Raw genomic sequence first — 15073 nt, 5'->3', positions numbered from 1 at the left:
GTCCGGCTCCTTCCGAAGATCTCCGGCTCGTAGAACTCGAAGGCGATCGCGCCGGGCATCAGATAAGAGCCCGCCGTGGTCGCGCGCACGGGGTAGCGGATGTGGTAGACCCCCGCCGGGACGTACTCGTCCGACCAGACGATGGAATCGTCGCGGATCTCCTGGTGCGAGAACCCGTAGTCGGTCCCGTAGTCCTCCACCGTGATCACGTCGTCGTAGTCGGCGGAACGGTCGTAGCCGTAGCCTTCGTCGTAGCCCCCCGGGCCTTCCTCGTCGGATCCGCCTTCCTCGGCCTGCAGCATCGCGGCGCGCGAAGTCGTCGCCAGCGTCATGTCGACCGGCTCGAAACCGGCGGGGAGGGGGTCCTGGACCAGGATGTAGTTCAGGTCCTGGGGGACGACCAGGGCGATGTGGCCCTTGTAGTTCTCGCCCGCCTTGAATTCCGTCAGCGGCCTTTCCTCCTTCACGTCATCCAGGGCGTAGTACTCGCGCGAGACGATCAAACCTTCCTCCCGCGTCGGGGTCAGCTCCGGCGGGAGATAATATTTGAGGACCATGTCGTAGTAGAGAGTGCCGGTCCCGTCCTTCTTGAAGACGAGGTCGGCGGGTTGTTTCAGGGCCTTCAGGTCCTTCATCGAAACATTCGCCGAATGCACCGTGAGGAGGTTTTCGCGGTTGAAGGCCTTCTCCAGGAGGGTTTTGGCCTCGGCCGTGAGCGAGGCCTTGAAGTTCGTGTTGTCCTCCTGGGCGCGCTTGGCGAAGTCGGCGACGAGCCAGGAGAGATAGAGGCTGTTCTGCGTCGTCTGGTCGCCCGAGACCTTCTTCCGGTTCAGGAGATAGGCCAGGGCCCTTGGGACCATCGGATGGATGCCCGAGTCCGATTCGGCGGTCAGGAGCGCCAGGGCGGCCAGGGCCGTGTTCTTCTCCTGGGAGGAGCTGAAAAAGTCCGATTCCGGCCAGGAGGTATGGCGCGGCTCCTGCTTGGCCATCGAGAGGAGGCGTCCGGAGACGTCCGTGAAACCGCCCTGCCAGCTTTCGTTCTTCAGGGCCATGAGAAGGTGCGAGAGCCCGGTCGCCGAGAGGACGGGCTGTTCCTTGAGGACGTCCTCGGTCAGGTTGAATTCGCCGGAATGGTCGAGCGTGAGCCCCCAGAGGGCGAAGGCGCGCGCGTCCGGCCCGATCAGGGTGTTGCCTTGAAGCTCGGTTCTCAGCCAGGCCTTGAGGGCGTTGACCGGCGCGGCGTCCCCGCTGAACCCTTGATTCTGGGCGTACGTGACGGCGACCAAGGTTTGCACGCTCGCGTGAAAGTCGGGCTTGCGGCTGTCCGGCCAGTACTTGATGCCGCCGGTCCCGTCCACGAACTTGGTCAGGAGTTCGTCGCGCACCGAGACGATCTGGTCCTCCAAGAGCTTGAGTTTCGCGTCGAGGCCCTTGGTGCTTTCGATGACCTCCTTTTTCACGGGGGCCAGGGCGTCGAAGTACGATTCGCCGAAGCGCTGGCTCAGATCGCGGGCCATGAGGAGGGCGAGCAGGGTCGCCGATTTCTGTTCGGAGCAACCGTACGGATAATAGATGAGGTTTCTCAAGGATGGCGCGGCCGCGAGCGCGATCGAGGCCTTGAACGTCACGTCGAGTCCGCCCTTGTCCGACGAGAGGTCCGGCGGGATTTCGATCCGCTCCCTTTCCTCCGGCTGGTCGCCCGTCACCATCGCGGAGGAGGCGACGACCTCGGGGGCGTAGCGGTCCTGAACGGGGAGGGTGAGCTCCAGGGCGTCCAGGTCGCCTCCCTTGGCGTCCTTGGCGTCGATTGAAAGCGTCAGCCGGCCGACGGCCGCCGACGTGACGGAGAGATCGATGGGGTAGGCCTTTTCCGAGTTCGCCGGGATCGAAAACTTGATCTCTTCGGCCTCCTTGCCGCCCCGCAGGGAGGCGTCTCCGGAGGCCGCCACCTTGATCTTGCCCTCGATCTCCCGGGGATTCCGGTTGTTGGCGATCACCTGCCCCTTCACCTGGTCGCCCCAGACCGCAAAGCGGGGGAGGGCGGCCCGGAGGACGAGCGGCAGGGTCGTCATGATCTTTCCGCGGTTGCCGCCCACGAAGGTGTTGTCGGTCAGGACCAGGTCGGCTCCCAGCTCGCGCTGGCCCATCGGGCGCAGCGTGACCGCCTGCTGGCGCTCCGCCTCGAACTCGGAGGCGGACTTGGCGTCGCTCGCGGCCAGGGCCTCGATCACCCAGGTGGTCAGGTCGTCGGGCAGTTCGAAGGTGAACGCGGCCTCGCCGTTATCGTCCGTCGTCAGGTGTTCCTCGAAATGGGCGGTGTCCTTGAAGATGCGGCGCTTCTTGCCGGCGCCGTTGCCCGAGTCGCCGGCCTTGAACGAAAAGAGGGACGACGACGAGAGGACGGCGTTCGGGCGGCGGTAGTAGAACTTTTTCACCAGGTCCGGGAGCTCGTAGTTGAGGAGGCGCAGGACCGATTCGTCCGCGACGCTCACGATGACGTTCGCCTTCCTGGGCTTGCCCGCGGGATCGGTCGTCCTGACCTTGACCGTGACCTTGTCGCCGGGACGGTAAATCGGAGGTTGGTCGCCTTCTCCCGTTCGATCGGGCGTGATCGCGATGTTGAGGCGCTTGCTCTCCGGCTCGACGTGGATCTCGGTCTCCCCGAAATAAAGCAGGGGAGGATGGGCCGCCCCGGCTTCCACCCCGCGCCCCACGTGCGCGATGACGCTCACGTAGAGGTTGGGGATCATCCCCTCGGTGACGGGGATCTCGAGGTGCGTGGCGTTTCCGCCCAAGTCGATGACCTTGTAATCGAGCAGGCGTCCGCGCTCGTAGGTGAGGAGCGCCTTGGTGACGGGCACGAGGGATTTGACCAGGATCTTGGCGGTCTCTCCCACCCGATAGGAATCCTTGTCGGGAACCAGCTCCACGGTCTCGGGTTCATCCAGCTTCCACGGCACGTAGCCCTCGCCCCAGGCGAAGACGGTCGCGGCCGATTGGATCTCGTTTCCGCGGCCGTCCTTGCCCTTGGCCACGAAACGGTACGTTCCGCCCTTGGAGAAGGTGAAACTCACCCGGCCCTTCCCGTCCTCGTCCGTCCTGCCGTCCAAGGTCTTGAGGACCGTGTCCTTGGGCTGTGCGATCAGGTCCCAGTAGCCGCCGGTCGTGCGTTTTTCGATGTACTCGTACTCGCGGAGGACGACCTCGACGTCGTAGGACTTCTTGCCTGCGGGCTTTCCCGCCGTGTCGAGCGAGACCACGTCGATCGTGGCCGTCTCCTTCTGTCCGTAGGCCCATTTCTCGGGCCGGACGCCCAGGTAGAAGTCCGCCTTGTGGACGATGACGTCCTCGGCGCCGGAGACCTCCTGATGGGACGGGTCTTGGACGTTCGCCTCGACGGAGAGAGTCTGGCTCGCGGGGTATTTTTTCAGATCCGGCTTGTAACGGATGGAGAGAAGGCCCTTTTCGTCGAGAGTCTCGGGCCGGGCGGTGACGTCCTTCCCGTCCGGGCCGCGCAAGAAGCCCCCGGGCGACCGGTAGGACGCGGCACCGCGCGGGTCGTCATATTGCCCCGAGTCCTCCGCGTAGGTGGATTCGTAATCGCCGCCGAAGGACGAGCCGACGACGTCGTACTCATACTCGCTCGCGTAGGAGATTTGGCCGTCCTCCCCCTCTTTCCGGTAGAGCAGGTCCTCGTCGATGAAGCTGAAGTCCTCGAAACCCTCGGGGGCGAAGAGATAGGTCGACGTCATGATCGACCAGGTGGTCTTGGCCTTCCGGAGCGGGGCCCCGAAAAAGTAGCTGCCCTGGACCTCGACCGACATCTCCTGGCCGCTGACGATCTCCGGCTGATCCGTCTTCAGGTCCACCTTGAACGAGGGCTTGCGGTAGCTCGTCACGACGAAGACGCGGGAGAATCTCTGCGCGCCCACCTGGATTGTGAGGTTGTAGTCCCCGCGCGGCGTGTCTTCGTCCGCGGGGATCTCGAACTGGCCGCCGACCGTGCCACCGGTTTTCAGGGCCGCCTCGGATTGGGAGAAGACGTTCTGACCGGAGGAGTCGGTGATCGTCACCTCCGCGGAGGTTCCCGCGGAGGGCATGAAGTAGCGGCCCTCGCGCACCTCCCGGATGAACGAGGAGAAGTAGACGGTCTGGCCGGGCCGGTAGATGGGCCGGTCGGTGTAGACGTAGGTGTAGTAATGCGGGCCGGGACCCAGGAGGTTCGCGTAGCCCCCGATCTTGTGATCGGACTCGCAGGTGTAGGATTCGCTGCCCGGCTGCGTGACCTCCGCGCAGGCGTGGAGCTCGTCGGAGGTCGCGAGGTTCAAGAGCCCCACGCCCTGCTCGTTGGTGATGATGTTGCCTTCGGTCACCGTTTCATCCACGCCGAGCGAGCTGTTCCACTTTTTGAGCATTACCCGCACCGGGAGGCTCGAGACGGGGGCGCCTTTTTCGATGTCGGTCGTCCAGACGAGGATGTGGTCCGTCTCGCGCTTCAAGGCGACGGCGACGGGCGTGATCTGGATCATCGAATAGACCGAGCCCGAGCCTTTCCTCGATGCGGCGTCGATGCCGGGGGCCGGATTGCCGATGACTTCCAGCAGATAGAGGCCGGGTCCCGGCTTTTGCGGGAGAGTGGCCAGGTCCACCAGGAATCGGTTGGAGACGTTGGGCGCGGCGGAGATGGGGACCTCGCGGGTCTGGTCGGCCGGCATCCGCGCCGGGTCGATGGTGAGCGTGGCGGCGTCGACCGGGACGCTGAAGTTGTGCGATCCGAGCGTCGCCATCGGCGGTCCCGGTTTCTTCGCGGCGTCCTCCTCGTTATACCAAAGGACCTGGTCCTTCACGTCCTCGTCGTACCTCTGCTTGTCGGTGATACGGTAGAGACGGACCGTCGCGGACCTGAGGTTGACGCCCCGGTACGGGATCCGGAGGGCAAACTCCGGCCCGTTGGCGGAGAGGATGTTCTTGGTCAGGAGCGATCGGATCTCGGGGCCCGCGTCGCGCGTCTTGGCGATGTAGGTGTCCCCGCCCGATTCCAGTTTGGCCCCGGAGAGGGACTCGATCTTGGAAGGATCGATCGAAAACTTGTAGACCTTGGCGTAGTCGTCCAGGAAGGAGATGCACCCGATCTTGTAGCCCTCCACGTCCTTGAGTTTCCCGTCCGCATCGACCGTCGTGAAGATCTCCTGACCCGAGAACGAGAAGTAAGGGACCTTTCGCGGTTCGACCCGGAAGGACTTTTCAAAGGACTTTTTGTCGATCGATTGCGTGAAGTGGTAACAGACGCCGGAGCCCATCTCGACCGCCGTCTCCTGGTTGGGCTTGAAGGCGACCTCCTCGGCGTCGCTGAACTCGTAGCTGATCACCTTTTCCACGGCCATCTCCTTGGCCGGCGTCTTGTAAAGGACGGTGACCGGTTCCGAAGTCCCGATGGTGCCTTTCTTGGCCAGGGCCCCCGCCGGCAGCGTCACCTTGACGCCGGATTCCCAGGGCAATTCGTCCTTGAACTGGACTCGGAGGGTGTGTCCGTCGTCGCCCCAGACGTAATCGCGCTTCATGAGAAGGACCTGGCCCGTCGTCTCGTCCGTGACGGCGAGCTTCTTTTCAACGTCGGCCTGGTTCATCATGAGGTTGAAGCGGAGGAAGAAGGACGCCGATTTGGGGAGCAGGATGTTGTTGTCGCCGGGCTCCCAGGTGAGGACGGCGGGGGAGACGGTCGCGAACTCCCAGTCCGTGGCTTTCTCAAGCTTGTAACCGTCGACCGACACCACGCCCGCGGGCAGAGTCACCTTGTAATCGGTCGCCGGATCGAGAGGGGTTTCGGGACGGAAGATGAACCCGTGCGTGCCCAGCCAGAAGAACTTGCCGTCGACCTGGGGTGTGATCTTCAAGGGGATCGACTTGTCGCGGCCTTTGTCCAGCGTCGTCAGGGGCACGACCGCCTTGTTGAACATGACGGTGATGCCGTCGGTCGCGATGGGAATCTCCGGCCCCTCGGGGGAGCGGGAGAGGACGGTCAGTTCGCCCTGGATCTTCCCGGTGTAGCCGAGCCAGCCCGATTTTTTGGCGATGAGCCAGCCCCCGGCGGCGACAACCACGACAGCGCCTGCGATGACGGCGATCTTTTTTGGATTCATATGTTGTCCTCACTCACGATTTTGAACGCGACTTCTTCCTCGTAGCCGTCTTGCGACGTAACTTTCAACGTGTGTTTCCCCGGCTCGGGGACGATCCAGACCTTGGAGTCGCCTTGTGAGGCCGCGAGAAAGCGGCCGTCGAGGAACCAGCGCAAATTCTGATCTGGAGCCGCACCCGCTTCGGCGGCGATCTTCTGGTGAACCGCGGGCAGGTACGCGTGCAGGCGGAAGGTTGCGTTGGGGAGGGGCGAGACGACGCGCCAGGGTTTGGAGGGTTCGGTGATTGTAGGGGCATGGCGCGCCATGCCCTTACGCGGGTTATTCCGCGCCACCGCAAATGTTTCCGGCGCCTTGCCGCGCAACACGTTCTCCATGGCCGCGTGCCAGAGGGGCGCCGCGCCCGTCGCCCCCGTCGTCGGCCCGGCCGTCGGCGATGAGCCGATGGGAGCGGGCATCGGCGATCCGTCCGCGTGGCCGACCCAGACGCCCGCGGCGTAGGAGGGCGTATAGCCGACCGTCCAGTTGTCCCGGTAGTCATAACTCGTCCCGGTCTTGACCGCGACCTCGTGTCCTTCGATCGTCATCGACTCGTTGAACCCGAAGGACTTGAGGCGCGCGTCGGGGTCGGTGAGGATCGACGTGACCTCGGCGGCGTATTCGGAGGCGTTGGGCAGAACCGATGAAGGGGCGAACCTTGTGTCAGCGCTAGCAGCCCCGTTGTGAGGGGTCGCCCCCATGGGGATTGCCCGATATGCCAAATACCGCCCCCCCCGCGCGAGCGCGGCGTAGGCGTTCGTCAATTCCAGGAGCGTCACTTCCCCGGACCCCAGCGTCACCGCCAGCCCGTAGTGCATCGGGGGGCGCTTCAGCGTCGTGAACCCGAAGCGCCGGAGGATCTCGTGGTAATAAGACAGACCGATCTGGTTCAGCGTCACGACCGCCGGCACGTTGTAGGAGTTGGCGAGCGCCTCGCGGATCGTCATGTTGCCGTGAAAGCGGCGGTCGAAATTTTGGGGGGCGTAGGACTCCGATTGCTCGACGCCCGCCGCTTGAAAGGACAGCGGCTGGTCCGGGACGATCGAGTCGGGTCCGAATCCCTTCGCGAAGGCGGCGAAGTAGGTGAACGGCTTCAAGGTCGAGCCCGGCTGGCGGAGGGCCACGGCGGCGTTCACCTGGCCGTCGATCGTTTCGTCCAGATAGTCGCGCGAGCCGACCATGGCGAGGAGGTCGCCGGTCGTCACGTCGATGACGACGGCGGCGGCGGTGAGTTTCGGGTCTTGGAAGGCCCGACCTGCAAGCAGTCGGGCCGTCGCCTGTTCGAGGCGCTGCTGGAGGTCCAGGTCAAGGGTGGTCCGGACGACGTTGGCGGCGTTGGGGCGGTCATGGGCGACATACTCGAGGAAGTGGCGGCCGTGCATGGATGGGGTAGGGGTGAACACAAGGTTCGCCCCTACATTCCGATTCGGCGCCTTCGGCCTCTCCACCAAAAACGCTATTTCTTGCGACGACAGCCCCGCCAGTTCCTTCCCGAAATACGACCGCGCCGCCGCGGCGATGCCGTAGCATCGACGGCCGTAATAGACCGTGTTGAGGTAGCGCTCCAAGATCCAGGCCTTGCCATGCCTCATCTCCAGGCCCAGGGCGAGGAGGGTCTCGCGGAGTTTGTTGAAAAACGTGCGGGGAGGAGACCCCATCAAGTTTTTCGCCAATTGCTGCGTGATCGTCGACCCGCCGCGGACGATGCGGCCGTGCGCGAGGTTGTCGGCGATCGCGCTCGCGATGGAGAAGGGATTGATCCCCCGGTGCCAGTAGAACCAGCGGTCCTCGGCCCGGATCGTCCGCTCCACGGCCTCGCGGGGGATCCGTTCCAGGGGCGTCCAGTCTTGGAGGCCGTCGTAGGACGCGTTCAGCGTGCCGATGACGCGGCCGTTCCGGTCGAGGAAGGTCCTCGTCTCCGCGGGGGCGTCGTAACGGCTTGTCAAGAGGAGGAGGGCGCCGGCGGCGGTGAGAGCGGCAAAAAGCGGAAAACGAAGCGCCCGCATAGACCGGGCAGCCTACACGAGCGCTTCTTGGATGTCACAAAGTTTGTCGGGATCTAACGGAGGAGGGAACAGCCGCCGCTCGACGTGCCGCCCGTGGTTCCCCCGGTGGTGGTGCCGCCGGTGCCGCAGTCATCGGGGCAGGAGGCGGTCGTCTCGGTGCCCCCGCAGATCCCGTCCCCGCAGCTCCCGCAGTCGGCCGAGCAGGTCTCCGCGTCCTCGCCGGTCTCGCAGGTCCCGTTGCCGCAGACCGTCCCGCCGCTGCCCGTGCAATCGCCGGGGCAGGAGGCCGCCGTCTCGCTCCCGCCGCAGATGCCATCCCCGCAGCTCCCGCAGTCCGCCGGACAGGAGGTCTCGGTCTCGCCCGACCCGCAGAAGCCGTTCCCGCAGAACTCGCCGCCCCCTCCCGTGCCTCCCGTTGTCGTTCCCCCAGTGGTTCCACCCGTGGTGCCACCGGTCGTACCGCTTGGGCAATCGGCAGGGCAGGAGGAACTGGTTTCCCCACAATCGCAGAGGGTGTTGCCACAGGCGTTCGTTCCCACAAATACAGCTGTACCCGAGTTGTTTGTCACGCTGACGTCTGAGCAGTCCAAATCGACAAACGTATTAGCTCCGTTGTTGATCGATCGGATCGCCTCGTTGTCACTCCCAGTCCAACCGGTAACGCTGGATGTGGTCACCGTATCAACCTCGTCGTCCGCGGTACCATCGCCCGGCGTGCAACCGGTTGGCGGGCTGTCGATGAAAAAGGCGATGACGGCATTTGAATCAAAGCTGCTGCAATTGCCGTTTGCAAAGCTGAGATCGCCCGTAATTCCCGCAGTCGAATCAAAGTCGGGTGAGCTGGCCAGGATCTTGTCTCCATCGTCGTTTTGTCCCGAAGCTGCATTGATCGACGAGACGAAACTCGACGAAAAGGGGACCAATTCCACCCCATCGAGTTGAATTTCGTCGCCGGTCTTAAAACAATCTTGATTGTTTGAAGAAATCTCCAATTCGACGGCACAGGCGGTGCTGCTCAGCTTGATGATTCTGCTGATAAAGACAGCATGATGGGTCGCCCTCGCCGCCTCCGGCGCAGCCAAAGCGGCCAAAACGATCGCGATCCCGAGTGTCTTTTTCATAATCGCCCCCTTAACGCGACCGATCTTACTCCTAGGCGGTGAGCCGGCGCAAGGCTTCCTGGTATTTCTGGGCGGTCTTCTCGACGATCTCCGCGGGAAGTTCCGGCGCCGGGGGTTTCTTGTTCCAGCCTATCTTAAGGAGGTAGTCCCGCACGAACTGTTTGTCGAAGCTCGGGGGCGAGATCCCCACCTGGTATTGGTCCTTGGGCCAGAAGCGGGAGGAGTCGGGGGTTAAAATCTCGTCGATGAGGATCAACTCGCCGTTCAAATGGCCGAACTCGAACTTGGTGTCGGCCAGGATCAGCCCCTTGCTCTCGGCGTATTCGAGCCCCGTCGTGTAGATCTTGAGGCTCACGTCCCGGACGCGCTCGGCGGTTTCCTTGCCCACGATCTCGCAGGCCCGTTCGAAGGAGATGTTTTCGTCGTGCTCCCCTTGAGGGGCCTTGGTGGCGGGGGTGAAGATCGGCTGAGGGAGCTTTTGCGATTCCTTCAGGCCCGGGGGCAGGGCGATCCCACAGACCTTGCCCGTCTTCTGATAATCATTCCATCCCGAGCCGGCGAGGTAGCCCCGCATGACGGCCTCGATCGCCAAGGGCTTCGTCTTCTTCACCAGCATCGACCTTTTCGCATAGGCCGCGACGTCCTCTTTTGTCTTGAAGACCTCTTCCACCGGCCTGTCCGAGATGTGGTTGGGGATCATGCCCTTCATCTTCCCGAACCAGAAGAGGGAGACCTGCGTGAGTATCTCCCCCTTGCCGGGGATCGGGTTCGGAAAGACGACGTCGAAGGCCGAGAGGCGGTCGGTGGCGACCAAGAGGAGCTCGTCGCCGAGGTCGTAAATATCCCGGACCTTTCCTCGGAAGAGGAGTTTCAAGTACGGCAGGTTCGATTGATGGATGGGTGTGGTCATAAGAGACGAATTCCCCGTTTGAGTCGTGGTGTCAAGAGACGGTCTATGGTAAAGTGGCCCTGCCCATGACGAAGCCGATCTACCTTCCCGACCTGGAGTCTTGGTGCAAGGCCCCTCTCCCCGAGGAGAAGTCCCCCAAGACCGCCGACCGCGCGCTCGCCCTCTTCGAGACCGTCGATACCGAGCCGTTCGTGCTGGACGCCCTCATCCAGAAGGTGGTCGAGGCCCTCGACGGCGACGTCGTGGCCGAGACGGAGAGGGGGCTCCTCGGCCGTTTCAAGGACCCCATGAACGCCGCCCTCGCCGCCTTGAACCTCAAGCGCGCCGCCCGCCTCATGAACCTCAAGACCCGCGCGGGTCTGACCTGGGGTCCGGTCCCGGCGATCAAAGAGAAGTCGGCCAGGCACCTGAGGAACGAGACGGCACGCCGGTGCCTCCGGATCTTTTCCGTCGCCCTCCCGCACCAGATCCTGATCGACGAGGATTTTCTCAGGGCCTTGGGCGCGCGCGCCGGGGAGTTTCCGGAAATACTGGTCAGCGAACCGGCGCGGGTGGAGCTCTCCGGCGTCGGCCGCGAGGACCTGATGGAGATCGCGACCGCCGATACCGGCTTCGCCGCGCCCATCGAGCATCACGTGCCGTCCCTGGGCGACGTGGAGCTGAGCCCGGTCAAGTCGTCAAGCTTTCCGCCGGAGACCGAGCCGTCCCGGTACCTCGTCTGCGACACCTGCGGCAAACCGCTCAAGGACGACGGGAGCGACGGGATGCTGGTGATCGAGCGCGTGGAGGACGTCATCCGCAGGTTCCATCTCTTCCACCGGGGCGACTGCGACACCCAGAGGTCGGAGTCGTGGAGGGACTTGGACGAATTCACGAACCCGGAGTGCTATGTCCAGTTCCTGGTCGCCCTCCTGAACAACTGGGCCCTGAAGGGGCTGAAGATCGAGGACACCAACGGGTTGGTGAGGCTCCTCCTCGGGATGTACCGGAAGGTGTTCCGTCCCACGACCGCCCAGGAACACCTGGACTTCATCGGCATCATGCGTCTCATCCAATTGATGGGAGAATAGTCCTACGTGTTCCGCCTCCGAAACCAAGCCCTCACGCTCGTGGCCGCGGTCTTCTTGACGGGGCTCTGGGTCCATCAGCTCCCCGAGTCGCGCGTGGAGAGGGTTCTCTCGGCGGTCTTCCGGCCTTTTCAAAGGGTGATGTTCACGAACCGGTTTTTCCGGATGTACGCGCCCGATCCGAGGTCGCGCAAGAGGATCCCGGCGATTCTCCTGAAGACGGAGGCCGCGCCCGTACGTTTCTTCAAACCGGGCCTTTCGATCTTTCCGCGCGAGAAATGGTCCAACTTCATGGACCACCTGGGCAAGGCCCTGGACGGCGAGACGTTCTTCTTTTCGCCGGAGGAGGGCGGGGCGATCTTCCGCCGCCTCGCGGCCCGTCTCTGCCGGGAGGCGTCCGTTCCGGGCGATCGCGTCCTGTCGGTGACGTTTCAGTCCCGGTCCGTTTCTTACGGGGAGATTCAGGGCGACATCGTGTGGGACGAGCCGGAGGTCCTGGAGGGCTTCGCGTGCCCGTGACACGATTCTTTCATGAACGCCCGACGGACGGCCGTGCCTACGGCTTCCTCCGCATCGCCTTTGGGCTCGTCGCTGTCCTCTCCCTCCTGACCGTCCGTCCGCTTCTCAGCCTCTTTTATGGGAGCGACGCCGTCTGTCCTTCGGATTTTCCGGCCTTTCTCGGATCGACCGGGGCCGTGCGCGCCGTTTGGGGGATTGGGATCGCCTCGGCCCTCTTGATGGCGGCCGGGGCCTTCGTCCGCGCCGTCTCGATCCTCACCTATCTCGCTCTTGCCTTCTTCTTTCTCACCCCGTGCCGCCCGGACAACTACGGCGACCAGATCCTCGTCGCGACGGCCTTCCTCATGATCTTCGCGCCGGGCCGCGACCCGATGTCCTTGGATGCCCGTTGGCTGGGGCGCCGGGGCGCGGACTTCAGCCCGTGGCTGCACAAAACCCTGCGTCTCTTCGCCGGAACCCTTTACCTCGTCCCCGTGCTCATCCGCCTGGGCGGTGCAAAATGGTGGGACGGGACGGCGGCGTGGGCCGCCCTCGCGGACCCGTCGACCAGCCGCGTCTGGCAGGCGCTTTCCCGCGATCCCTGGATATTGCCCGCGTGGGCCTACGCCGCGATCACCTACGGTTCGCTCGCCTTCGAGGCCCTTTTCCCGTTTCTGGTTTGGGTCCGGAGGCTCCGTCCCTTTCTGGTCGGGGCGGGCATTGTCTTCCACCTGGGGATGGGGGTCGTGCTCGACCTGGGACTCTTTCCGTTTCAGATGGCGGTGGTGCTGATCGGGTGTCTGGACGTTACGCCGTCCGGAAGCCGAGGACGACTCCGCGGTCCTTGAGGAATCGAATCGCTTGCACGCCCTCGCGGACGAAGGACTGCGGTTCGGCGGGCTTGTGCCTCTTCAGAAGCGTCTCCAGAACGCGGCCGATGGGGTTCCTTTCCGAGGCCATGAGGTTCACAAGCTCCGCGACGAGGGGATTCATTTCCAGAAACCGGATTTGGAAGGTCTCCGGATCGCGATAGACCAGGAGCGCATAGCGGCCCGGCTTGACCCTCCGGGGCGAGGAGAAACCCCGGCAGACGCGGTGGACCGGCCAGCGGTAGCGGCGCAGGGCGCGGTGGGGATTCAAGGATGGGATCAACCGCACGAACTCTTCGGGCGCCCCGGCGGCTTCGCGCCAATCGCGGATCAGACCTTTTCCTGATTCCGGGGCCGGGCGGTCGGGGTCGTAGAAGAGCCGGATCTCCAGGTTTTCGTACTCCGCGAGTTCCTTGAGGTACGGTAGGCGCTTGAGCAGGGGGCCGCGGTAGTCTTGGAGGTAGTGCGCGAATTCGCGGAAGACCTGGCGGGCGATGGGCGAGCGCGTGAGGCGCTTGAGGTAAAAATCATTGAGCAACCCGTTCCATTCGTCCCGAGAGACGAGGGAGCGGAGAACCGGAAACGCCGACTCGATCGCGCCGAGGAAACCGATGGAGATGTGATTCCGGTAGGTCTGGAACCGCTCCAGAGGGACGTGCCTCAGGGCCTCGCGGTCATTCTCGGACCGGAAAAAGCGTTTCAGCGTCCTTTCGCGGTTCTTGCGTATCCGCCCGATGACCTCGGGTCTCGCCATGAGGTTGTAGAAGAAATTCTGGGCTTCACGCAGCGTGGGCATGGGCTTCCTTCAGGATCCGTTGGACGTGACGGACCTCGTCCAGGATCTCCTCCAGCGGCGGGATGTTCGCGTCGCGCTCGATCATGATCCCCGGAAGCGGCGTCATGGCCGCCAGCTCGTCGAGGAGCCTCCAGACGGGGGTGACGATCTCCGCCCCGTGCGTGTCGAGGATGAAATCCTTGCGCTTCCGTCGGTGGCCGGCGATGTGGACGTACGCGATCCGGTCCAAGGGCAACGCGCGCAGGTAGTCCAGTGGGTCAAAACCGAAATTGACCGAGTTCACGAAGATGTTGTTGACGTCCAGGAGGAGGCCGGCGCCGGATTCCTCGACGACGGCCCGCACGAAATCCCATTCCGTCATCTCCGCGGCCCCGGCGGGGGCGTAGTAAGAGATATTTTCCACGGCGTAGGGGATTTCCAAAAAATCCTGAACCTGCCGGATGCGCTTGGCGATGTGACGGACCGCCTCCCCCGTGAAGGGCAGGGGCACGAGGTCGTCGAACTGCACGCCGTGGTACGAGGAAAAACTGATGTGGTCGGAGGCGAGCGGGACCTGATGCGTCCGGATGAATTTCTTCAGTTGTTTCAGAAAAGGCCTGTTGAGCGGATCGAGGCTCCCCAAAGAGAGGCTGACGCTGTGGGCGACGACGGGAACCCGCTCGGCCAGCTCGCAAAAGTCGCGGTAAACCTTCCCGCCGATCTCCATGTAGTTCTCGGGGGCGACCTCGAACCATTGGAGCTCGGGCGGGAGGGCGGTGAGGAGGGAGCCGTAGTGCTCCCTCCTCAGCCCCAATCCAATCCCTAAGGGATTAATTCCCGCTGCAGCTCTTCTCGCCACAGGCCATCTCTTCCTTGACCTTCTTGTCGGACTTGGACTTATCCGTCTTGTCGGCCTTCGCGCCGTCTTCCTTGCAGGACTTATCTTTGCAGGACTTGTCTTTGCAGGTCTTGTCCTTGCACGACTTGTCCTTACAGGTCTTGTCGCAGCAGTGTTTTTCGCCCTTCACCTTCTCTTCCGTCGTCTTGCCTCGCTCATCCTTTTTCTCGTCGCCCTTGCTCTTCTCACCGGCCACGGGGGCTGTCGCCGACGCCTCCGTCTTCTTCTCTTCCTTGGCGAGCTGGTAGCCCGCCTTCAGCTCCTTGATCTTGAAAAACTCGCCGTTGGCCTCGGCTCCCTTGAGCGAGGCCATCGCCGTCCCGCCCATCATCAGGCCGGCGACGACGCCGCCGATAATGAGTTCCTTCTTAACGTTCGATTTCTTGGACATAGTGTCCCTCCTTATTGAAGGAGGTTGGATGCTTTATTTGGCGAAAAGTCTCAACTGAAAAATGTAATGATCTTGGTGACTTAAGATTAAAAATTCTTCATAATGGCCTCCGCTCTCGAGGCAATATGGCGAAAAGAGACGAGATCCCCCGCGTGGTGATGGCGGTGCCGCTGGCCTCCCCCTTCATCTATTGGAGGACGGTGGCGGCTCTCTTGGAGATGGAACGGCCTCTGGAGTCGGACCTGATGGTGTTTCAGGGCGCCCTGGTCGATCGAGCCCGGAATTACCTGGTCGATCAGATGCTCCATCACCCGCTGAACCCGACCCACATCTTCTTCTTGGATGCCGACATCGTGCCCGCG

The 15073-nt window shown here is 63.4% G+C and carries 11 protein-coding genes; 4 read left to right on the top strand and 7 right to left on the bottom strand.

Annotated features, from left to right (window positions below; genetic code table 11):
* The 4 genes from VLJ37_05210 to VLJ37_05195 all read right to left on the bottom strand — a co-directional run.
* Positions 1-6140: MG2 domain-containing protein (locus VLJ37_05210; GenBank protein HSA59066.1), on the bottom strand; the 6140-nt coding region annotated here is incomplete at its 3' end.
* Positions 6137-8182, bottom strand: coding sequence for a transglycosylase domain-containing protein (locus VLJ37_05205; GenBank protein ID HSA59065.1), 2046 nt, complete (start codon positions 8180-8182; stop codon positions 6137-6139). The genes VLJ37_05210 and VLJ37_05205, both read right to left, overlap by 4 nt.
* A gap of 53 nt (positions 8183-8235) precedes the next feature.
* Complete coding sequence (locus VLJ37_05200; GenBank protein HSA59064.1) at positions 8236-9303, bottom strand: hypothetical protein; 1068 nt, start codon at positions 9301-9303, stop codon at positions 8236-8238.
* Positions 9304-9334: 31 nt separating this feature from the next.
* Positions 9335-10213 carry a phosphoribosylaminoimidazolesuccinocarboxamide synthase gene (locus VLJ37_05195; GenBank protein ID HSA59063.1) on the bottom strand — a complete coding sequence of 293 codons (879 nt, stop codon included), beginning with the start codon at positions 10211-10213 and terminating at the stop codon, positions 9335-9337.
* A gap of 65 nt (positions 10214-10278) precedes the next feature.
* Between VLJ37_05195 and VLJ37_05190 the strand changes: the two genes are divergently transcribed.
* Genes VLJ37_05190 through VLJ37_05180 form a run of 3 tightly spaced genes read left to right on the top strand, consistent with a single transcriptional unit; the run spans position 10279 to position 12626 of the window.
* Positions 10279-11283: a hypothetical protein gene (locus VLJ37_05190; GenBank protein HSA59062.1), complete on the top strand. Its 1005-nt coding sequence runs from the start codon at positions 10279-10281 to the stop codon at positions 11281-11283.
* Positions 11284-11289: 6 nt separating this feature from the next.
* Positions 11290-11799, top strand: a complete 510-nt coding sequence (locus tag VLJ37_05185; protein HSA59061.1) for a hypothetical protein — start codon at positions 11290-11292, stop codon at positions 11797-11799.
* The gene (locus VLJ37_05180; protein HSA59060.1) at positions 11790-12626 is read left to right on the top strand and encodes an HTTM domain-containing protein; all 837 of its coding nucleotides are present in this window, start codon (positions 11790-11792) and stop codon (positions 12624-12626) included. The genes VLJ37_05185 and VLJ37_05180 overlap by 10 nt, the downstream gene beginning before the upstream one ends.
* Here VLJ37_05180 and VLJ37_05175 read toward each other — a convergent pair.
* From VLJ37_05175 to VLJ37_05165, 3 genes are read right to left on the bottom strand one after another with little or no spacing between them, the layout of a single operon-like run.
* Complete coding sequence (locus VLJ37_05175) at positions 12586-13443, bottom strand: putative DNA-binding domain-containing protein (GenBank protein ID HSA59059.1); 858 nt, start codon at positions 13441-13443, stop codon at positions 12586-12588. The two genes, VLJ37_05180 and VLJ37_05175, sit on opposite strands and share 41 nt — an antisense overlap.
* Positions 13427-14236, bottom strand: a complete 810-nt coding sequence (locus VLJ37_05170; protein ID HSA59058.1) for a DUF692 domain-containing protein — start codon at positions 14234-14236, stop codon at positions 13427-13429. The genes VLJ37_05175 and VLJ37_05170 overlap by 17 nt, the downstream gene beginning before the upstream one ends.
* Before the next feature lie 16 nt (positions 14237-14252).
* Positions 14253-14711 carry a hypothetical protein gene (locus VLJ37_05165; GenBank protein ID HSA59057.1) on the bottom strand — a complete coding sequence of 153 codons (459 nt, stop codon included), beginning with the start codon at positions 14709-14711 and terminating at the stop codon, positions 14253-14255.
* A gap of 125 nt (positions 14712-14836) precedes the next feature.
* Here VLJ37_05165 and VLJ37_05160 point away from each other — a divergent pair.
* A partial coding sequence (locus VLJ37_05160; GenBank protein ID HSA59056.1) for a hypothetical protein occupies positions 14837-15073 on the top strand: 237 nt, incomplete at its 3' end.

The organism is bacterium, from assembly GCA_035454885.1.
In the GTDB taxonomy this organism is placed as follows: domain Bacteria; phylum UBA10199; class UBA10199; order JACPAL01.
This window is presented reverse-complemented; position numbering and strand designations above follow the sequence as displayed.

What these genes read in the sequence shown, in the direction of transcription:
- VLJ37_05165 (HSA59057.1), bottom strand. Translation starts at nt 14,711, where the DNA reads ATGTCCAAGAAATCGAACGTTAAGAAGGAACTCATTATCGGCGGCGTC.
- VLJ37_05205 (HSA59065.1), bottom strand. Translation starts at nt 8,182, where the DNA reads ATGCGGGCGCTTCGTTTTCCGCTTTTTGCCGCTCTCACCGCCGCCGGC.
- VLJ37_05200 (HSA59064.1), bottom strand. Translation starts at nt 9,303, where the DNA reads ATGAAAAAGACACTCGGGATCGCGATCGTTTTGGCCGCTTTGGCTGCG.
- VLJ37_05195 (HSA59063.1), bottom strand. Translation starts at nt 10,213, where the DNA reads ATGACCACACCCATCCATCAATCGAACCTGCCGTACTTGAAACTCCTC.
- VLJ37_05175 (HSA59059.1), bottom strand. Translation starts at nt 13,443, where the DNA reads ATGCCCACGCTGCGTGAAGCCCAGAATTTCTTCTACAACCTCATGGCG.
- VLJ37_05190 (HSA59062.1), top strand. Translation starts at nt 10,279, where the DNA reads ATGACGAAGCCGATCTACCTTCCCGACCTGGAGTCTTGGTGCAAGGCC.